The organism is Stieleria mannarensis (assembly GCF_014154935.1).
Lineage (GTDB): Bacteria > Planctomycetota > Planctomycetia > Pirellulales > Pirellulaceae > Stieleria > Stieleria mannarensis.
This window is the reverse complement of record NZ_JACEHH010000017.1, coordinates 52,250-72,121: the sequence shown is the minus strand read 5'-3', so window position 1 is coordinate 72,121 and position 19,872 is coordinate 52,250. Positions and strand designations below refer to the sequence as shown.

Sequence of the window (19,872 nt, the reverse complement as noted above, 5' to 3'; positions counted from 1 at the left end):
GACTTGGCACCGCTCGAAACTGATTTTCACGAGTTCTTCACAAAACTCGCCGCCGCTTAGAGTCTCGCAAAACGGTGTTTTCCGCAAGGTGGGGGGAGTTCCGGCGAGGGGCGGAGGGCGAAATCGCGGTCCGGTCACGACAACTGTCTCGGTCGTGGCGGATGAATCGCCGGCGACCGAGACTGCCATCGGACGGGGTGGTTCAATCCGATCGGGACGGATTGAGCCCGAACGGATCGAGCCGAAACGGCATCACTGATTCAGTTGGGCTTCGATCGTTTCGCGACCGCCGCGGGTTCCCAGCGCGCCCCACAGCCCGTAGGGGCTTTGGCATCCTGGGACGACCTTGGGGTTGATCGCGGCACTGCTGGTGCCATTGACGTTGGTGTAGACGGTCGGCGCGTGGCTGTCACCGGCTTCGATCGAATCGGTGATGAACGTCACCGAGCCGTCACCCATCAGCACGTGCGCACCGCCTTGGTGCCGGCTTCCCGGGGCCAGGGTTCCGCCGGAGGTGATGCCGTTGCTCATCACCAGTTCGCGGTTGGGCGGCAGAATCGTGCAGATCGAGGTGTAGACACCGGCGTGGGCGGCCCAGCGAAATCCGCGCATGCCTTCCCCGTTGGCCTGCAAACTGGTCAACGTCAGGTCCCAGGTGGTGGGGCGGTCATCGTCTTTCCAGCCGTTGGTTTCGGCGATTGCCGGATCGTCGTACACGCCGCCGTCGCGACCGGCATTGATGTAGGCGCGGGTGCGGACGTCCGAGTCACCCAAATCGGTCGGGATTTCGCCCGCCATGATGGTATTGGACAATCCATCCAAGACATCGCGGAACCGCGACTGGTTGCGGGCGACGAAGAAGCCACGACTGGATTCCTGTTTCCGTTGTGCCAGGCCACTGTTGGGCGTGGTGACGTTCCACCAACCGGGGCTGCCGTTGACGGTCGCCGACCAGTAACGGTCACCGACCCAGGTGTGGTGAATCGCGTCGCCCAGGCTGGCCGCGTAGTTCGTCCGCCCGTGCGCGGGCAAGCCGACGCCGGGGTCGCTGGGGCAGCGGAATCCGGGGATCTCCATCAACCACGGGTCGTATTGGTGCAGCAGGTGGCTGGAGAGTCCTTTGTGGGGGTTGGGGCCCATCGGCGGGAAGGCATCGACGCCGTTGATCGCCGTGCCTTGGGTCGGCAGGAAGGGATTGGAGATCTGGTCCCAAGCGGCTTGTTGTTCGATGAAGGGAGTGATGCCGACCAGAAAGCTGAGGTTCATCCCGTTGTTGCCGACGACCGGATCGTTGTTGCCGGCGTTGAGACGGTGATACGTCCCGCTCCCGTGCGTGGGAAGTTGCTTGTAGGCCGAGTGATAGTTGTGCACGGCCAAGCCGATTTGTTTGAAGTTGTTGCTGCAACTCATCCGCCGCGCCGCTTCACGCGCCGCTTGAACGGCGGGCAACAGCAATCCGACGAGGATGCCGATGATGGCGATCACGACGAGCAGTTCGACGAGGGTGAAACCACGTCTGGGGGTGTGTTTCATTCAAGGTTTCCTGGAATAGGGTGAAAGGAGATCAGAGGTTTTGAATGGTTCACTGAGACAGCGCCACTTTGTCGTAGCGACGCACGATGCGAGTGTGGACGTCTCAGGAAGGGACCATCTTCTGGCGAAGATGGCGACGATTGCACCTGCCCGCGGACAGCGGCGGGCTGGTAAACTGGTCCGGATCAGCGATCCCCGCCTTCGACCTGGGTGCCCAGATCCGAGCCGGGGTTTCTGGAGAGATAGTCGGCGATGTCGCCGCTGTTCCCGCTCAGCCCGGTGTGTCGGGAGCATCCGGCCGCGGCCGGTAAGACGGTCACCAGCAGCAGGGTCCAGAGCGTCAGACGCGTGATTCGTGTCATCAGGAGCGTTCCATGATTGGAATGGGTTGGAGAGACTAGAATAGGGATCGGGCGAAGGCGTCCGCTGCGGGAGAGCCCCCGGCGTGGCAAACGCCCCCCGGATCGAATTTCGGTTCGAATTGAAACGCAACGATCGCCTACCGATACACCCAAGCAGGCCAGAATTTTTCTCGGATTTCCTGGAAACCCGGGGCGGCAACGCGGCGCCGGCGGCGGTCGTGTGTAATTCCAAATTTCTCTCCGTTTCAAGAGGACCAAGATGTCGGGCAGCGGCTTCAACGAGGAACTCGTCGAACGTCTCCAGTCCGGCGAAGAGCATGCCTTTGTGGAGCTGTTTTCGATTCACCGCCAGCGATTAAAACGGATGCTTGAGTTCCGAATGGACCGTCGATTGCGGGGCCGCGAGGACGCGTCGGACATTCTTCAAGAGGTCTACATCGACGCTCATCAGCGGATGCGTCACTACCTGCGACGCCCCCAGTTGTCGTTCTACGTCTGGCTCCGCCAACTGACGACGCAGCGGTTGATCGATGTCCACCGACGTCACCTGAAAGCGGAGATGCGGGATATCAAACAGGAGGTCGGAATCAACCGTCAAATGTTGGCGGCCACGTCCGCGTCGATGGCGCTGCAGCTGGCGTCCGTGTTGGCATCACCCAGCCAAATCGCGATGCACGCCGAACTGGTCCTGCAGATCGAAAAGGCACTCGAGGGGATGGACGAGATCGACCGCGAGGTGATCGCGCTGCGACACTTCGAAGAGCTTCGCAACAGCGAGGTCGCCGAAGTGTTGGGGATCAAAGATGCCGCCGCCAGCAACCGTTACATGCGAGCCCTGACCCGGCTGAGAGAGGTGTTGCAAGAAATCCCGGGGTTCCTCGATGAATCATGACCCCACCGAACTGCGCGAAGGCGATGCGGAGGTGCGCGACCCGGTCGAGGTGCTGGGCGAGCAGCTGATCGAGCGTCGTCGTCGGGGAGAGCAGGTGACGACCGACCAGTACGCGCGGGCCTATCCCGAGTTGGCCGACCGCATCCGGATGCAGTTTCCGGTCATGCTCGCGCTGGAAAAATTCAAAGAGAACACGTTGTCGTCGACCGCCGATCCCTATGACATCGAGATCGAAGTGCCGCAGGAACTCGGCGACTATCACATCATCCGCGAAATCGGCCGCGGTGCGATGGGCGTGGTCTATGAGGCCGAACAGCAAAGTCTCCAGCGACGCGTCGCCGTCAAAGTCTTCCCCCGCCAGACCCTGCAAGAGGCTCGCAAGCTGGAACGGTTTGCCCGCGAATCCAAAATGGCCGCGCGGTTGCACCACAACAACATCGTGCCGGTGTTCGGCGTCGGGCATCATTCCGGATTGCACTACTTCGTGATGCAACGGATCAAGGGCGTCGGGTTGGACGAAATCATCCAGCGGGCCAAAACCGGATCTCAACAGGATCTCTCCGCCGACGAGACACGGCAATGGCGTTGTGGGGCCGGCAGCACCGCCGACTCCGGCAGCATCCGATCGCTTCGCCTGGCCCGTTTGTTCGGCCGTCGCGAGGACGATCCGCCGACGACCGCGCCGACCGGCGACGGCGCGGTTGCGGACCCGGACTTGGCGTCGGAGATGACGTCCAGCTTTGTTCGCGCCGCCGGCATCGGCGTCCAAGTGGCCGACGCGATTCATTACGCACACAGTCAAGGCGTTTTGCATCGCGATATCAAGCCCAGCAATTTGATGATCGACCCCGGCGGAACCGTGTGGGTGACCGACTTCGGACTCGCGACCGCACTGCAGCAAGACCAGCCGGTCGACCGCAACGACATCGCCGGGACGCTGCGATTCATGGCCCCCGAACAGCTGAGCGGCAAACATGACACCCGCAGCGATTTGTACAGCTTGGGCGTCACGCTGTACGAACTGATCACCCTGCAACCGGCGTTCACCGCCTCCAGTAAGGCCGGGGTGGTGGACCGGATTCTGCATGGGCAGTTTGAGAAACCGAGGGCGGTCCGGCCACGCATTCCTCGGGATCTGGAAGCGATCGTGCTCAAGGCCATGGCATTGGCACCCGACCAGCGGTATCAAAACGGACGCGAGCTGGCCGACGACTTGACTCGATTCATCAAAGGGCGTCCGGTACGGGCCCGGCGGATCGGAAGCGTCGGTCGCATGGTCCGATGGGCGCGCCGCGACCCCTTGGCCGCATCCCTGGTCGGTACGCTGGCGATCGTGATCGGCACGTCGTTCGTCCTGGTCAGTTCAAAGTGGCGTGAGGCGGTCGAAGAACGGCAACGCGCCGAAAGCAATCTGATCGTCGCACTCGAATCGATGGACCAGATCCTGGGGCGGTTCACGTCCAGCTGGATGGCACGCCCGACCGACTTGCAACTCGGCCCCGAAGACGCTGGGCCGGCAGACGCTGGGCCGGCAGACCTGGCGCCCGGTGAGCTTCAGATGCTGGTCTCCGACCACAGCGCATCATTGATGGAAGATGCGATCCGGTTCTACGATCGATTCGCCGTCGACAACGCCCCCAGTCCCCGGTTGATGCGAGATACCGCACGTGTCCATCAACGCGCCGGCGATATCTATCAACGGCTCGGCAAGTACGCCAAGGCCGAGCACGCCTACGTGCGTTGCCTGGCGATTTTGAATCAACAAGACGCCGACGATGACACCTCGCTGGCGTTGACCAAGGCGAAAGTGTTGAACCAATTGGGGCTGGTCAAGTACGCCACCAGCCGATTCCCCGAAGCGGAACGGGTGTTTTTAAAAGCACGTGACGTTTTGGCCCAACAGACGCACCGGGAGGAACCGGCCTGCCAAGCCGAATTGGCGCGGACGTTCAGCAACCTCGGCCAATCACAGTGGTTGATGTTTCACCACGACGATGCTCGGCGCAGCCATCGCAGAGCCGTGTCCATTTTGGAAAGTCTGGTCGAGTGGGAACCCGACAATCCGGGCTATCAATTGGCCCTGGCGCGAGCCTATCGGGCATATTATCCCTTTGCATCCAACCGCAACAGCAACGAGCGGGAATCGGTCAAGTCCGCCGGGATCGCGATCTTGGACGAACTGGTGATCGAACATCCCCATGTTCCGGACTATCAATGCGAACTGGCAGAGATTTTGACCGCGACCGTTCAACGCTATCGCTGGTCGGGAAACAACCAGGCCCAGATCACCCAACTGGAACGCAGCATCAAAATTGCCCGCCAGTTGAGCGAGGCTTACCCGGCCATTCCTCGTTACAAAGTGACGTTGGCCGACGCCCTGAAGACGATGGGGGATCTGGTCGACCGCTCCGACCCGACCGCCGCGGTGAAGTACTTGAACGAGGCGATCGAGATCTATCGTTCGCTGACAGACAGTTTTCCCGATGTGCCCGCCTATCACTTCTTGTGCGCAATGGCACTCCGCGAGCACTCGCAATCTCGTTACCGGATCGAACAGTTCGCCGAGTCACTGGCCAGTGCCCAGCAGGGAGTCGAAGACCTCAAGGTCTATGTCCGACTCCGTCCGGGCAACCGAATCGCCTGGGGCATGCTGGCCCGGCTTCTCGATCAAGTTGCGGCCGCATCGATGTCGATGAATGAAGCGGAAGATGCCGAACGGGCGCGGTTTGAGGCTCAACAGATCCGCGAGCGTTGGGGATCCAATCGCCGCCGCTAACATCGTGTGCAACGTCTGCCCCCGGGCCTACCACTCGCCGAGCACTTCACGGCCGGCGCGGGTGCCGGCGGCGTGTCAAAGTTCCCGATCGATCGAATCGGTCACACTGCGGACGCTTCCGTCCAGCAGCGCCACTTGGACCAACCCGACATGGTAGCTTCGTGACGTGATCATCGCGTAGGTGGGATGACCGGCGATCCCGTTTTTGCCTTCCTGCCACGAGTTGTAATCCATTTCTTCGTAAAATCGCCCGTCATGCGTGTAGTGGACTTTCGTGTTGGGTGAGAGAGTGACGGTGAAGCCGGTGTGGTGAACGCGTCCATCGGGCCATTCGGTGTGCCCGGTGTTCTTGAATTGCGCACCACTGGCAACGATCGATTCTGCTTCTGCGACCGTCGCGGGCATCTGGGCGTTCGCCGGGCCGCCGTTGCGCGTGTAGGGGGTCCACGCTTTCACTTCACCGACCAAGGTGCCTATGATGGCGATCACAACAAGTAATTCAACCAGAGTAAATCCTGAGGCGTGGAAACGTTTCAAAAAGAATCTCGCAGGTGATTTCGGCGGACGATTGACAAAGATGCCGGAGTGGCATCGCGGTTGCTAAGCAGGTTCTGTGCCAAAGACCGTTTTCATGTTGACTGTCATTAAATCCGGGAGTTCTCGGTGACGCTGTCCGATTCAATGACGGTTTGGCCACCGCCGGGCGGTGAAAAAAACGTCAACGCACGCCGTCGATCCCCCCATCCACATCCGACGTGCCTAAAAACCATTCACTGACCACCCGAATCCTGACGCCGCTGGTGATTGCCGCGGCGTTTGCCGCGATCGTCGTGGCGTGGACGTCGTGGACGCTCGGCCGCCGCTGGGCGCTCGAGGAAATGACCGATCGCTATCGCTGGATCGAATCCTCGATCACCCAGTCCACGTTTCCGCTGACCCCGGCCGTTTTGAAATCGCTTTCCCAATTGACCGGGACGCAGTGGATCACGGTCGATCCGAGCGGGGCGATCGCGTCGTCGACGCTCCCTCTGGCCCCGACCACGCAGTTGCCCGAAACACGGACCGGCCGGTCCGCCATCAGGACCTCACCGGGAGAGCGTGATCCGGCGCCGGCCGATGTGGTGCTCGATTCGACCGAGTTCTACGCCTTCACATTCGATCGGCGAAACGCGGCGGCCGGTGACGGCAGATCGTCGTCGGTGGTGGTGTTGTTTGCCAAGCAAAACGTCAATGCGGTCGCCCGACGAGCCGCCACACTGCCGCTATTGACCGGATTGTCGACCATCGCCGTCGTCAGCGCCCTGATGTTTTTCCTGACCTCGCGTTTGATCGGCAGACTCAAACGTCTGGAAACACAGGTCGACCGCATCGCCGGTGGTGAGTTTGAATCCGAACTCTCCGATACCGGGCACGATGAAGTGGGACGCTTGGCCGGCGCGATCAGCACCATGGCAGGCCAGCTCAGCGAACTGTGGGACCGCGTCAATCGCCAGCAGAGCGCAAAACTATTGCACCAGATCTCCGGCGGCATGGCTCACCAATTGCGCAACACGCTGACCGGTGCCAAAATGGCGATCGAATTGCATCAGGGGAATCTGAACTCCGAGCCGCCCGAAGAAGTGCGCGTGGCGCTGCGGCAACTGGAAATCGCCGAGCAGTATGTCAGCCGGTTGCTCGCACTCGGTCGCGGCGAACCATCGACCGAGCAGCCGCAATGCGTCGGCGAATGTTTGGAAGACGTGCGTTCGACGCACCAACCGATTGCCAACCATCTGCGGGTTGATTTAACTTGGTCGATTGATCCAGGGTTGCAATCACGATGGGTCAAGGATGGTTCGTCGTTTTCTGCCGCCGTGTCGAATTTAGTGCTCAATGCGATGCAGGCGGGGACAAGCGTCAAAGTTGACGCACTGATCGACCCAACGGGCCAGTGCCTCCTTTCGGTCGCCGACAACGGACCGGGAATCGACGATTCGGTCAGCGGCTCTCTGTTCGATCCGTTTGTCACCTGCAAACCCGAAGGCCTGGGGTTGGGATTGCCGCTGGTCAAACGGACCGCCGAATTGTTGGGGGGTTCGGTTCGCTGGCATCGCGAATCGGGCACGACGACGTTTGAATTGACAGTGACCGTATCACAGGAGAACCCGCAGCATGACTGAGAGTCGTCCAACGGACGAGCCCGACGCTCAGCGACAAACGCCCCGCCCGGCGACCGTCTTGGTCGTCGATGATGAACCATCGATCTGCTGGGCGTTCGAGCGGATGCTCAGCGAGCAAGGGCATACGGTGATCACGGCGTCCTCGGCCGAAGAAGGCCTGCGGTTGGCCGCGGACCGACGCCCGGACCTGGTGCTGCTGGACGTGCGATTGCCCAAGGAGGATGGGATTTCCGCACTGCCGAAGTTTATCGAAACCAGCGGCGGCAGCCCGGTCATTGTGATGACGGCGTTCGGTGATTTGGAGACCGCCGTCGCGGCGGTCCACCGTGGTGCCAGCGAGTACCTGGTCAAGCCTTTCAACTTGGATGACGCCCGGCGGGTCTGCCAGGTCGCCCTTTCAACGTCTCGGCAGTCGTCCGCTCCGGTCGCGGTGGTGCGCAAGGACCAGGGAGACAACCGTTTGGTCGGCAGTTCGCCGGCGATGCAACAAGCGTTTCGCCAGATCGCACTGGTCGCCGCCAGCGATTTGTCGGTGTTGATCACTGGTGAAACCGGGACGGGCAAGGAATTGGTCGGCGCGGCCATCCATCGTCACAGCCATCGGTCCAAACAAGTCTACCTGCCGATCGCGCCGGTCGCCCTGAACGAAGACCTGGTCGAAAGCGAGTTGTTCGGTCATGTCAAAGGCGCCTTCACCGGCGCTGATGCCGATCGGTCGGGGTTGTTCGATCGAGCCGAAGGCGGCACGGTGTTCTTGGACGAAATCGGTGATCTGCCGATGAGTGTGCAAGTCAAATTGCTGCGTGTTCTGGACCAAGGGGAGTACCTGCGGGTCGGCGATGTGCGGCCGCGACGGTGCAACGTGCGTGTGCTGGCCGCGACCAACCGCGACCTTCACGAAGCGATGCGCCAGGGACAGTTTCGCGAGGATCTTTATTATCGCCTCAGCGGGCTGCACATCCACTTGCCGCCCCTGCGTGAACGATTGGAAGACCTGGCGGTGCTGTGCCGTCATTTTCTGCGGCGTCTGGGCAACGAATCCGCCGCGGAGTCACTTTCCGACGAATTAATCGATGCGCTCTCCAAGCGACCGTGGCATGGCAACGTCCGCGAACTGAATCACGCCGTGGAACATGCGGCGGTCGTCGCGCGGGGCCGTTCATTGACCATCGACGACTTTCCGCCGGCCCAACTCGGACGCGACTCGGCCGCCGTGCAGCCGCCCGAAGCTTCGCTGGCCGATGCCGTGGCGGCCTGGTGCAAACCGCGACTCGAGGTCGATGCAGGGGAAAAGGCGACGATGGGATTGCACGCGGATTTGATTGCGGCGATCGAACCGACGTTGCTGCGATTGACACTCCAGGCGACCGCGGGCAGTCGCGCCGCGGCCGCGGAACGCCTGGGAATCCATCGCGGCACGCTCCGTGAGAAGCTGCGTCACTACGGCATCAACGACGTCGATGCGTCCGGCGGAAAGTGAATCGCCGCATCATCTGTCGCGGCCGGCGAGACGATTCGTGATCGGATGGAACGGATCTGATCCAGGAGGTCCAACGCCAATCGGCTATCTTCGTCTTTGGCGGCATTCTCAAGTGCCCGCGCCGGATCGGTGAAATCGCTGAATCCGACCGTTCCGCCGGAACCTTTCAACCAATGGGCTTCGCTGCGCAAGGTCTGGAAGTCGGCTTGGCGAAGTGCGTCTTGCATCCCGTCCAACCGGCCGTCCAATCGATCCACGAAGCTCACGACGATGCCCCGCATTTCTTCGTCATCGATCGGCAGCGTCGTGTGGATCGGTGGCAAACCATCCGCGTCGCCGGGCGTCATCGCCGCAAACTCCGCGGCGCTGACCACGACGGTCGCCTCTTGGGGTTGGATTTGAACCGTGTCGTCGTGCTCCGCTGCCGGCGGGTCCGAGGCCAGCGGCCGGTCATCCGCTGGGGACTTCGGTGACGGCAAAACCAGCTCGATCAACAGTGCGTATTGAATCAAGCAGATCGGGATCAGAAACGCGAGCAGCCCCCAGATCCCGTAACTGGCCATGCCCAATTCACGCTCCGTCTCGGTGAACGCCAATTGCAGGCTCCCCCAAGGCTGACCGAAGCGAAAGATCGGAACGCTGATGCTCCAGTCGCGGTCCTCCGGACTCGCCGACCAATGCCGGTCGTGCCCGCTGGTTTGAAAGGTGGTGTTGCCGTCCGCATCGGTCAAGCGAACCGAACGCAGGCTGGGGTTCCGGTCGACCAACGCGGCGACCGCCGATTCGAACCCGGCCGAATCGCCGCTGGCAACCATCGCCGTGCCGCAGGCGGCCAACGATTCGCACAGCGCGACACGCCCCCGCATCAACTGGCGACGGGCGTCCGGTGCCAAGCCGATCCAGTCAGCCAGCAACACCGTTCCCGCCAGCAGGCCGGTCACCAGCAGCGCCAAGCGAAATCGGAGAGGGATACGTGCGTCGAATTTCGGCATCGTGATAGAAATTGCGGTTTCATCGAATCGTCCTTTTCTCTCATCGGGCGATTCTTTTCCCGCCGATGAACCCGTCTTCGGTGATTGCCCCCAAAGTGACTGTTTCAGGCCGACGCCTCTCCGCGTGTGTGCGTGGAAGCAACGGTGTCGGTTGTGACGACGATAACGCTCGCGCGAAGATTGATTTGTTCCGGAGAAATTGAATCGCTATCATGAACGTATGGCCATGAAACAGACGATCCATCAGATTCTTTGAACATGAGGGAATCCATGCCGGTGTTACTTGAAGGCACGGCAGTGGTGATTCTCAACTCGGCGTTGGATCGCTGCTTGGAAGGCGGCGCGTCGGATTTTCACACGATCGCCCCCAACGCGATGTCCTTCGGCGACGGCGAAGTGACCCAAGCGAGTTTTATGTCGCCGCGCGATGCCGAGTTGTTTCGTGACAAGTTGGTTCTGATGGGACTTCGCGATGACGAAGATTCGCCGGATCTGGTGTTGGTCGACGCCCACAACCAAACGATGCACCCGGCATGCGATTGGTTGCGGTTGATCGAGTACAAAGGAAACTTGATCGCCAGCCATGTCTCCAACGACTCGGATGTCGTGGTGGCGCCGGAATCCTGGGACCCGGATGCCGGACCGACGCTTCAGCACATGTCAGCCGAGCAGGTGCGTGATCGGTTGGAGTTTGTTCGCCGGGAAGAACGGGTGGACGTTTATCGCGATCGACAGACGGGGCAACTGCTTTACAGCGCCCGGTTGCACGAGACGCCCCAAGAGCGGTTCAAGAAATCCGCCGACGTCGTGCTGGCCAACATGCGCCATCCGGGACAGCCGCCTCCACCGGACGAAGTGCAGCAATCGATTCGCGGGGCGATCGGCCAGTTGCAACAATTGGTCACTCAGCAAGACGATGCCTGGCGGATCTGGTTTCTGCTCGGCAAGGCTTGGCACGCCGTGGACCGCATCCCCCGCGCGATCGGCGCACTCGAGCGGGCTTTGGAAGTGGCCGATCAACCGCAGTCGATCATCTACAAAGAACTGGCCGGCGTGTTGTTGGTCGACGGGGCGACCGAGCGGGCGTGCGAGATGGGGGAAAAGGCGGTCGCGTTGGCCCCCGACGACGCCGAGTTGCTGGGGAATCTTGCGATCGCGTACTTGTTGGATGGCCGCGTCGAAATCGCCCGCAAGACACTCGATCACGCCTTGTCGATCGCGTCCGATGATTCGACCAATCAGTATGTGATGGAAAAGATCAAAGCGGTCCAAGCGGGGCGATTGTCTCGGCCGACAACCTTGGCCGAATTGGAAGGTCGCCAATCGACGCCGCATCCCGTCAAAACGGCCGCACGAAAGCCCGGCTGGCTGCGTGGTTGGTTGAGACGGATTGCGACGTTCCGATAAAGATCAACGTTGTTCAGGCTCGACGGCCAATTGCCGCTGTTGTTCAAACAGCACGATCCCGACCGTGGTGGCCAAGTTCAAACTGCGGACGTTGCCGGTCGTCGGAATCCGCAGCGCATGGGGATGATCCGGGCCGACGATCTCGCGGGGCAATCCGGTCGATTCGCGGCCGAAGACGAAACTGTCACCGTGGCGAAACGTCACGTCCCAAATCGACCGTGTGGCGAATCGGGAAAAGAAAAACATCCGCGGTGGCGGCAACAACTCGGTGACCTCGTCCCAGCGGTCGACAGCTTGCAACTGGAGGTGTTTCCAATAATCCAGCCCCGCGCGGCGGACCCGTTTGTCGCTAAAGTCGAAACTGGCCGGCCGCACGATCCACAACTTGGCCCCCACCGCAACACAGGTCCGACCGATGTTGCCGGTGTTTTGAGGGATCTCGGGTTGATACAGCACCACGTGTGCGACGGGACCGTCCGGATTGTGCGGGCGGACGGGATCGGGCATCGACGGCTCAGGCATCGGGTTTTCAAACTCCGGCGTTTCCTATGCTCCTGGCGTACCTGCCAGGGGGTGTGGCTTTTGGTGCCTGTCGGCGGCGGCAGGGTTGCAAAGGGGCTTGGTGGCGTGACAAACTGTCCGTACATCATGACAAATCGCCCGCGTTTTTCAGCGGGGCGCCGTGTCTTTTTCTCCCGAGCCCCGTTCGATCCGTCCGGTCCAGTGTCACCGCTGGCAGAGAACCGCATTCATGCCGATCCAAGTCACCTGTCGCCACTGTCTCAAACGCTTCCAGGTGAGCGACAAATTCGCCGGCAAAACCGGGCCCTGTCCCAATTGCAAAAAGCCGATCGAAATCCCCAAGGCGGACGAGCAGGTCGTCATCCACGCGCCGACCGACGGTGCCCCCAAGGACAGCAAGGGCGTCAGTGTCCTCAAGCCGATCGAGCGGAAGGAAACCGACGTGACCAAGAGTGGTCTGTTGATTTCCATCGGTGCGATCGTCGCGGTGTTCGGTTTCGCGCTGGTGTTCCGGTTCACCGGACAAGACGGCGCGGCGCCGTTTTGGGCTCAGTTGGTCGGATTGATCCTGTTGGCACCCCCGTTGGTCTGGTCGGGCTACACGTTCTTGTATGACCAGGAACGCGAACCCTACGTCGGCCCGGAACTTCGCAACCGCGTGCTGATCTGTTCGGCTCTGTTTGCGGTGATCTGGGTGGTGTACGCGTTCGTGCCGTCTTACGTGTTTGAACTCGACAAGCCATCGGAAATGTCGTGGACGGTGTTCGGGATCACGCTCTGTGTGATGATCGCACTGGGCGCTTTGGCGTCGGCGGGGACGTTTGAATTGGAGTTTTTCAACGGGGTCATTCACGCGGGGCTGTATTTCATCGTGATCGTCTTGCTAGCCCTGACCAGCGGCGTGGCGTTGGCCGGCAAGCCCAGTCAAGACGATCGGTTGCTCGAACCGCTCGCGTCACAGCCCGCGGCGGAGACGCTTTCGGTGGCCGTCACCGACGTCACCTCACCACGCTTGACACCGCCGCGCCCCTCGTGAACGCTCCACCCGAACTTGACCTGCTGCATCGCGCCGGCGCCGACTCGGGATCCCTGGTCCGAATTCCGCCCGCCGACAGCGTCCCGTTGTCTCCACGGGTGCGACGGATCATGGACACCGCCGCGCTGCGTCGGTTGGCAGGCATCAGCCAACTGGGAATGGTCTCGCTGGTCTACCCCGGCGCGATGCACACGCGACTGGAACACACCCTGGGCGTGTACCAGAACGCGTTGCGATTCCTGGCCCGATTTCGTGGTGATCCGGTCGCGGCGGGTTGGCTGGACCAGCGACACAGTGACGCGTTGATCCTGGCCGCGCTGGTCCACGATCTGGGGCACTGGCCGTTCTGCCACCCGATCGAAGACATGCAATTGGAATCGGTCGCCCGGCACGAACACCGTGTCGGTCAAATGATCCGCACGGGCGAATTGGCACGGTGCATTGAAGAAGATTGGAATTGCGATGCCACCGACGTCGATCGGTTATTGAATCCGCCGCAGGCTGATGACGCAACCGATCGCGACTTCGACGACGGATTCCGTTTCCTGGCGAGCTGCTTGAGCGGTCCGATCGACATCGACAAACTCGATTACCTGCAACGTGACAGCCTGCATTGTGGCGTGGACTACGGACGCAACTTCGACGCCGGGCGGCTGATCTCCTCGCTGGTCGTCGATCCGGCGACGCGGCGATTGGCGGTCGGCGAAAAAGGACGCACCGCAGCCGAAATGATGGTCTTTGCGCGGTACATCATGTTCAGCGAGGTGTACTGGCATCACGCCGTCCGTTCGGCGACCGCGATGTTGCAGCGGAGTGTGTTTCTGCTGCACAACCGATTGGATCTGAACGCCACCTTCAAACTGGCCGATGCCGAGTGGATCGCGCTGCTGCGACGGACCGGCCAAGGCAGTTTGGCCGAACCGATGGTCGAAGGCCTTTTCGGTGCCCGGCGTCAGTTGTTCAAACGCGTCGCCGAATTCAGCGTGCTCTCAGGTGCCGAGATTCATCAACGATTGGCCCGTCGCCCCCACCGGTGGCTGGTCGCGTTGTGCCAGCGCGTGGCGGAACAACTCAGCCGCGACAGTGGGGTGGCGGTCGCACCGGCCGATGTGCTGATCGATGCCCCGCCGGTCAAATTAGAAGTCGACATCAACACGACGGTGCTGTTTGCCGATGGCCGCACGTCGACTTTGGGCGATGTGTCGCCGGTCGCCGCAGTCTTGGCCCGCCAACAATTTGACAACGTCGTCAAACGTGTTCGCGTGTTCGTCCGCCCCGATCTGCGCGATCCGCTGCGAACCACCTATCCGACCTCGGACCACTGGTCCGAGTTATTGATTCAGTGCGTCAACCAAACCGAAAGTGAAGGGGTATGATCCAGAACGTCCAAATCGAGGGAATTGAAACCGTCGTCCAGCCCGACGCGGAACAAGCGTCGCGCACCGTCGCCCAATTGATCGCCGACCAGATCGGTCGCAAGGGGGACAGTGTGCTCGGGCTGGCCACCGGAGGCACGCCGGTCCAGACCTATCGTCAGTTGATCGAAATGAACCGACGCGGCGAAGTCGATTTCAGCGCCGTGACGTCGTTCAATCTGGACGAATACATCGGCCTGGACGGCGCCCACCCGCAAAGCTTTCGCGCCTTCATGAACGAACACTTGTTCGATCACGTCAACATCGACCGAGCGCGGACCTTTGTCCCCGACGGATGTGCCGACGACGTGGAGGCGCACTGTGCGAAATACGAATCGATGATCGACGCCGCCGGCGGGATCGATTTGCAATTGCTGGGGCTCGGGCACAACGGACACATCGCGTTCAACGAGCCCGGATCGCCGCGTGACAGTCGCACCCGCCGGGTCGATCTGACACCGCTGACGATCCAGCAAAATGCCCGATTTTTTGACTCCGTCGACGAGGTGCCTTGCCACGCGATCACAATGGGAATCGCCACGATCTTGGGGGCGCGACGAATCGTGATGCTGGCGACCGGCGGGGGAAAATCCGAGGCGGTCGCACGTATGCTGCAGGGTCCGATCGGCGAAGACCATCCCGCGTCGCTGCTACGGCATCACGACCACGTGACGGTCGTCTTGGACCGCGCCGCCGCGGCCGAGCTGCATTTGGAGTGATCATCCCTGGCGGTTCCCACCGCCACCGACCGGATCTTGAACATGTCGCACTCGCAACCAACCGAATCGCAACACCCTCCCCGCTCGACCCGTGTGGCGATCGTCGGTGCCGGACCGATCGGATTGGAGCTCGCCGTCGCGCTACGCCGGCAGGGCATCGATTTCGAAGTCTTTGATGCCGGTTCGGTCGGGAACACCATCTCCTGGTGGGCGCCGCAAACACGTTGGTTCAGCAGCAATGAACGGATCGCGATCGCCGGAGTGCCGCTGCTGACGGCCGACCAGTCCAAAGCGACCCGGGAGCACTACCTCACCTACCTCCGCAGCGTCGCAACCCAGTTTGAAATTCACGTCCACACCCACTGCCCGGTCGTGAACATCGCACGCGCCGACGATGAGGAAATTGGCACACAGGGCGGTGGTCGCTTTGCCGTCACAACCAAACCGGGCGCTCGCCCCAGTGTCTGGTCGGCCGATGCGGTGGTCCTGGCCATCGGCGGAACCGACTTCCCAAAAAAGCTCGGCATCCCGGGCGAAGACTTGCCCCACGTCGATGGCTACCTGCGCGAGACGCATCGCTACTTCGGTCGCAACGTGCTGATCGTTGGCGGACGCAACAGTGCGATCGAAGCGGCGCTGCGGCTGCACCACGCCGGTGCCAACGTTTCTCTCAGCTATCGCGGCGCTCAACTCCCCGAAGATCACATCAAGTATTGGTTGCTGCCCGAGATCAAGGGACTGTTGGCGGCCGGCCGGATCGGTGATTTTGTCGGCACCACTCCGGTCCAGATCTTATCCGAGAGCGTACAACTGGAATCGATCCAGGACGGAACCCAGGTGGAGGTCAAAGCAGACGACGTGCTCAGCTTGATCGGGTACGAACAGGACAAGACCTTGATGCGAATGGCCGGCGTCGAATTGACCGAATCGATGCAGCGACCGAGCTACGACGAAACCACGATGGAAACCAACGTCCCCGGCATCTACATCGCCGGGACCGCAACGGCGGGGACGCAAAGCAGCAAGTACAAGACGTTCCTGGAAAACTGCCACGATCACGTCGACAAGATCGTTGCCCACCTGTCCGGCCAGCAGGTCGATTCGGCACCGCAACAGTACCGGCAACAGATTCTCTCGCAACCGGAGAGTTAGGGCAACAGTGGGATAGCTGGACAGCGCCACTTTGCTCAAGAAACACCGTGAATCGCGGGTCGAACGTAGCTACCTTCGCCAGAAGGTGGATCCCCGGGGGTTTCCACGCTCTGGCGAGCGTAGCTACGCCAAAGTGGCGCAGTCCAGAGAGGCTTCCCGCCTGTTCTCTGCGCGCCCGCTTGCTCCCAAGTTCCGCCTGGGGACACGATGATTTGGAGGCTCCGACCCTCGCGATGGCAGTCGACGTGTGGCGGAGCCACACCGACACTGCGTTCCAAGGCGGAGCCTTGGATCGAGGGCACGGTCCGCTCGCTCACGCGTCCCGCTGGCCTGGGTATACTGAAGGGGCCCGGCGCGTGCGGATGCCTCGCGCGTCGGCCCCGCCGCCCGCCGTTGATCCCTGCCATGCGCCCGAATCTGATTCTCTTGACCTGCCTGTACGCACTCGTGACGGGTCTGGTTTCTCGCGCCGACGATCCCTTCACCGATTCGGTCGCTCCCGTCTTGGCTCGCCGCTGTCTCAGTTGCCACAACGACCAGAAATCCGGCGGCGGGTTGTCGTTGGTCGATCCGCGGCGGTTGATCGAACTGGGGTACGTCGAGGTCTCGGATGCACCATCCAGCCATCTGGTTGAATTAATTTCGCCACACGACGGCCGCGCGGAAATGCCCAAGGACTCCGATCCGCTCCGCCCCGATCAGATCGCCGCGATTGTCGCGTGGATTGATTCCGGAGCCAATATCCCGGCGGGCTTCCGCATCGAGCCCGCGACGGTTGCCGATCGCGATTGGTGGTCACTGCGTCCGATCAAGCCGGCTCCCCAAGGCGAGCTTCACTCCATCGTCGATTCGATGATCGACGCGAAGCTGGCCGATTACTCGCTGAATCCGCTGCCGACGGCTGATCCGCTCACCCTGATCCGTCGCATCAGCTATGACCTGAACGGTCTGCCGCCGACACCCCAGCAGATCGATGCGTTCGTCCGACAGCACCAAATCGATCCCGAAAACGCCTGGCGGGAACTCGTCGATCGCTTGCTGGCCGCCCCCGAGTTCGGCGAAAAATGGGGACAACACTGGTTGGACATCGCACGGTACGCCGAGACCCACGGCTACGACAAAGACCAACCGCGAAACAACGCTTGGCCCTATCGCGACTATGTCATTCAAAGCCTGAACGCCGACAAACCGTTCGGGCAATTCGCCCGCGAGCAGATTGCCGGGGACGTCCTGGCCGACGACAAATCCGAAGGGATCGTGGCCACCGGTTTCCTAGCGGCAGGGCCTTGGGACTTGATCGCCCATGTCGAAGTCGGCGAGGAAAAGCTGGATGGGCGAATCGCCAAGCACCTCGATCGGGACGAAATGGCGACGGCCGTGTTCAACGTGTTCCAAAGCACGACGATCCAGTGCGCCCAATGCCACAACCACAAATTCGATCCGATCGAAAGCACCGACTACTACCGCGTCCACGCAGTGTTTGCCGGGATCGATCGCGCCGACCGGGTCTATGCCGGACTGTCCGCCGATCAACAGCGTCAAAAGCAGGGCCTGCAACAAGAACGCGACACGATCACTCGCCGACGCGATCAAGCCAAACAGGCTTTCGAGCAGACCATCGCCCAACGGGCCGCCGCGATCGATCCGGAGCTGAAGGCACTCGATGAAAAAGCCAACCGATTTCCGCCGCCACCGCAGCACGGCTTCCACAGCCAAATCGCCTCGCGCTCCGACGAACTCAAATGGGTCGAAGTTGATCTGGGAACGCCCCAGCAAATCGACCAGATCGAATTGATCGCCTGTTACGACGACTACAACCACATCGGCGCCGGCTTCGGTTTTCCCGTCCGTTTCAAAGTCGACGTGACTACCGAAGCGGAACTGACTGACCAGAACGCCACCACGGTCTTCGACGCCACGGCCGACGACTTCGCCAATCCCGCATCATCGCCGCTGGAAATTGAGTTCGACCGGCAGCCCATCCGAATCATCCGCGTCACCGCAACCAAACTCGCCGAGCGTCGCAATGATTTTATCTTGGCCGTCGGTGAAATGCGTGCGATCCATGCGGACGATGAAGTCAATGTTGCCATCGGCAGCGACGTCAACGCTTCGGACCATATCCCTCCCAACGCCCGCTGGTCGCCCCGGTTTTTGGTCGATGGCACGTATTATCGCAGTGGGCTCGACGAATCGGAAACGAAGCGGTGGAAGGAACTGCGTGAGCGACGCGACGAGATCGTCGTGGCGACATCCACGCCGGAACACGAGCGGCAGATGAAGCAGTGGGCTGAACGCTTGGCTGACATTGATCAGCAGCTCAAAGAAATCCCCGCCGGGCAACGGGTTTACGCTGCCGCGATGGACTTTCCCAAGCGGGGAAAGTTCCTGCCGACAGGCGGCGTGGCCCGCCCGATCCACTTTTTGAATCGCGGCGATTTGAGAGCACCGGGCGAGAGGGTGCTGCCGGGGGCTCCAGAGCTATGGCCCGGCGCGCCTTCACAATTTGCTTCACAGCAGGGCTATGACGAAGCGGAAGCACGGGCCGCCTTGGCACGCTATGTCACCGGGCAAGACAACCCGTTGATCTGGCGTTCGATCGCCAATCGGATCTGGCAATGGACATTCGGAAAACCGTTGGTCGGCACCCCGAATGACTTTGGGCGAATGGGAATGCGACCCACGCATCCCGAGTTGTTGGATCTGCTGGCGGCGCGTCTGCGTGACGATCCCGACCAGTCGATCAAGTCGATCGTGCGCGAACTGGTCCTCACCGATGCCTATCGTCGCGCCTCATTTGCGACCGATCGGAGCGACGTCACCCAGCAAAATCTGGCGATCGATGCGAGCAACGACTGGCTGTGGCGTTTCAATCGCCGGCGTCTGACGGCCGAAGAGTTCCGTGACACGGTGCTTGCGGTCAGCGGCGTGCTCCGGACGGACCTTCGCGGCGGACCGAGTTTCAAAGATTTTGTGATCGAGCGCCCGCAACATTCGCCGCACTATGAATACGAACTTCACGACCCCAACGATCCGGCATCGCACCGCCGAACGATTTATCGATTTGTCGTGCGATCACAACCCCAGCCGATGTTGACAACCCTCGATTGTGCGGACCCGTCGATCAGCACCGCGCGTCGCGATGAATCGACGACCGCACTCCAGGCACTCGCCCAATGGAACAACCGACTGGTCGAAGCCATGTCGCAGCGGTTTGCCGATCGAGTCTCCCAGGAAACGACGACCGATGACCAAGCGATCCGGTTGGCGTGTCGGTTGGCCTGGGGCCGGGACGCGAATGAAGCCGAACGCGAACCGCTAACCCAATTGCTCGCCGAACACGGGCGAGAAACACTGTGCCGAGTCGTGTTTAACGCGAGCGCGATGATGTACCTGGATTGAATTGTACCCCACGGATGGCAAAGCG

At 61.3% G+C, this 19,872-nt stretch carries 15 protein-coding genes; 10 read left to right on the top strand and 5 right to left on the bottom strand.

All coding sequences use genetic code 11. The features are described from left to right. Positions 1–252: 252 nt before the first annotated feature. Both H1B37_RS13435 and H1B37_RS13430 read right to left on the bottom strand, forming a co-directional pair. Positions 253–1,533, bottom strand: coding sequence for a DUF1559 domain-containing protein (locus H1B37_RS13435; RefSeq protein ID WP_182867179.1), 1,281 nt, complete (start codon positions 1,531–1,533; stop codon positions 253–255). 185 nt (positions 1,534–1,718) lie between these two features. Beyond that, on the bottom strand, positions 1,719–1,895 hold the full coding sequence (locus H1B37_RS13430; RefSeq protein WP_182867178.1) for a hypothetical protein: 177 nt from the start codon (positions 1,893–1,895) through the stop codon (positions 1,719–1,721). Between the two features lie 259 nt (positions 1,896–2,154). On the opposite strand from H1B37_RS13430, the gene H1B37_RS13425 reads away from it, so the two are divergent. Together H1B37_RS13425 and H1B37_RS13420 are read left to right on the top strand one after the other, a co-directional pair. Beyond that, positions 2,155–2,787 carry a sigma-70 family RNA polymerase sigma factor gene (locus tag H1B37_RS13425; protein ID WP_182867177.1) on the top strand — a complete coding sequence of 211 codons (633 nt, stop codon included), beginning with the start codon at positions 2,155–2,157 and terminating at the stop codon, positions 2,785–2,787. Continuing rightward, positions 2,777–5,563 (top strand): serine/threonine-protein kinase, encoded by a 2,787-nt coding sequence (locus tag H1B37_RS13420; protein WP_182867176.1) that lies wholly within the window; start codon positions 2,777–2,779, stop codon positions 5,561–5,563. The genes H1B37_RS13425 and H1B37_RS13420 overlap by 11 nt, the downstream gene beginning before the upstream one ends. A gap of 75 nt (positions 5,564–5,638) precedes the next feature. On the opposite strand, the gene H1B37_RS33815 is transcribed toward H1B37_RS13420, so the two are convergent. Continuing rightward, positions 5,639–6,100 carry a DUF1559 family PulG-like putative transporter gene (locus H1B37_RS33815; RefSeq protein ID WP_182867175.1) on the bottom strand — a complete coding sequence of 154 codons (462 nt, stop codon included), beginning with the start codon at positions 6,098–6,100 and terminating at the stop codon, positions 5,639–5,641. Between the two features lie 218 nt (positions 6,101–6,318). Between H1B37_RS33815 and H1B37_RS34395 the strand changes: the two genes are divergently transcribed. Together H1B37_RS34395 and H1B37_RS13405 are read left to right on the top strand one after the other, a co-directional pair. Continuing rightward, on the top strand, positions 6,319–7,722 hold the full coding sequence (locus H1B37_RS34395) for a sensor histidine kinase (RefSeq protein ID WP_182867174.1): 1,404 nt from the start codon (positions 6,319–6,321) through the stop codon (positions 7,720–7,722). Continuing rightward, positions 7,715–9,202 (top strand): sigma-54-dependent transcriptional regulator, encoded by a 1,488-nt coding sequence (locus H1B37_RS13405; RefSeq protein WP_182867173.1) that lies wholly within the window; start codon positions 7,715–7,717, stop codon positions 9,200–9,202. The genes H1B37_RS34395 and H1B37_RS13405 overlap by 8 nt, the downstream gene beginning before the upstream one ends. Here the strand turns inward: H1B37_RS13405 and H1B37_RS13400 are convergent. Beyond that, positions 9,163–10,194, bottom strand: a complete 1,032-nt coding sequence (locus H1B37_RS13400) for an Hpt domain-containing protein (RefSeq protein ID WP_182867172.1) — start codon at positions 10,192–10,194, stop codon at positions 9,163–9,165. The two genes, H1B37_RS13405 and H1B37_RS13400, sit on opposite strands and share 40 nt — an antisense overlap. A gap of 270 nt (positions 10,195–10,464) precedes the next feature. On the opposite strand from H1B37_RS13400, the gene H1B37_RS13395 reads away from it, so the two are divergent. Next, complete coding sequence (locus H1B37_RS13395) at positions 10,465–11,601, top strand: tetratricopeptide repeat protein (protein ID WP_182867171.1); 1,137 nt, start codon at positions 10,465–10,467, stop codon at positions 11,599–11,601. A gap of 3 nt (positions 11,602–11,604) precedes the next feature. Here the strand turns inward: H1B37_RS13395 and H1B37_RS13390 are convergent, their stop codons facing one another. Beyond that, entirely contained in the window at positions 11,605–12,123 is a 519-nt protein-coding gene (locus H1B37_RS13390) for a tRNA (cytidine(34)-2'-O)-methyltransferase (RefSeq protein WP_182867170.1), read from the bottom strand. A gap of 229 nt (positions 12,124–12,352) precedes the next feature. Here H1B37_RS13390 and H1B37_RS13385 point away from each other — a divergent pair, with 229 nt between their 5' ends. From H1B37_RS13385 to H1B37_RS13365, 5 genes are all read left to right on the top strand, one after another. Then, positions 12,353–13,159 carry an RING finger protein gene (locus H1B37_RS13385; RefSeq protein WP_182867169.1) on the top strand — a complete coding sequence of 269 codons (807 nt, stop codon included), beginning with the start codon at positions 12,353–12,355 and terminating at the stop codon, positions 13,157–13,159. Next, positions 13,156–14,535, top strand: coding sequence for an HD domain-containing protein (locus tag H1B37_RS13380; protein ID WP_353620833.1), 1,380 nt, complete (start codon positions 13,156–13,158; stop codon positions 14,533–14,535). The genes H1B37_RS13385 and H1B37_RS13380 overlap by 4 nt, the downstream gene beginning before the upstream one ends. Next, positions 14,532–15,293 (top strand): glucosamine-6-phosphate deaminase, encoded by a 762-nt coding sequence (gene nagB, locus H1B37_RS13375; RefSeq protein WP_182867168.1) that lies wholly within the window; start codon positions 14,532–14,534, stop codon positions 15,291–15,293. Before H1B37_RS13380 ends, nagB begins: the two co-directional genes overlap by 4 nt. Positions 15,294–15,335: 42 nt before the next feature. Then, positions 15,336–16,445 carry an NAD(P)-binding domain-containing protein gene (locus tag H1B37_RS13370; RefSeq protein ID WP_182867167.1) on the top strand — a complete coding sequence of 370 codons (1,110 nt, stop codon included), beginning with the start codon at positions 15,336–15,338 and terminating at the stop codon, positions 16,443–16,445. Between the two features lie 405 nt (positions 16,446–16,850). Then, positions 16,851–19,847, top strand: coding sequence for a DUF1549 domain-containing protein (locus H1B37_RS13365; RefSeq protein WP_182867166.1), 2,997 nt, complete (start codon positions 16,851–16,853; stop codon positions 19,845–19,847). The last annotated feature ends 25 nt before the right edge of the window (positions 19,848–19,872 follow it).

Bases quoted from the DNA above. Each gene is read 5' to 3' on its own strand.
- H1B37_RS13435 (WP_182867179.1), bottom strand. From the start codon at position 1,533: ATGAAACACACCCCCAGACGTGGTTTCACCCTCGTCGAACTGCTCGTC.
- H1B37_RS13430 (WP_182867178.1), bottom strand. From the start codon at position 1,895: ATGACACGAATCACGCGTCTGACGCTCTGGACCCTGCTGCTGGTGACC.
- H1B37_RS13425 (WP_182867177.1), top strand. From the start codon at position 2,155: ATGTCGGGCAGCGGCTTCAACGAGGAACTCGTCGAACGTCTCCAGTCC.
- H1B37_RS13420 (WP_182867176.1), top strand. From the start codon at position 2,777: ATGAATCATGACCCCACCGAACTGCGCGAAGGCGATGCGGAGGTGCGC.
- H1B37_RS13405 (WP_182867173.1), top strand. From the start codon at position 7,715: ATGACTGAGAGTCGTCCAACGGACGAGCCCGACGCTCAGCGACAAACG.
- H1B37_RS13400 (WP_182867172.1), bottom strand. From the start codon at position 10,194: ATGCCGAAATTCGACGCACGTATCCCTCTCCGATTTCGCTTGGCGCTG.
- H1B37_RS13395 (WP_182867171.1), top strand. From the start codon at position 10,465: ATGCCGGTGTTACTTGAAGGCACGGCAGTGGTGATTCTCAACTCGGCG.
- H1B37_RS13390 (WP_182867170.1), bottom strand. From the start codon at position 12,123: ATGCCTGAGCCGTCGATGCCCGATCCCGTCCGCCCGCACAATCCGGAC.
- H1B37_RS13385 (WP_182867169.1), top strand. From the start codon at position 12,353: ATGCCGATCCAAGTCACCTGTCGCCACTGTCTCAAACGCTTCCAGGTG.
- nagB (WP_182867168.1), top strand. From the start codon at position 14,532: ATGATCCAGAACGTCCAAATCGAGGGAATTGAAACCGTCGTCCAGCCC.
- H1B37_RS13370 (WP_182867167.1), top strand. From the start codon at position 15,336: ATGTCGCACTCGCAACCAACCGAATCGCAACACCCTCCCCGCTCGACC.
- H1B37_RS13365 (WP_182867166.1), top strand. From the start codon at position 16,851: ATGCGCCCGAATCTGATTCTCTTGACCTGCCTGTACGCACTCGTGACG.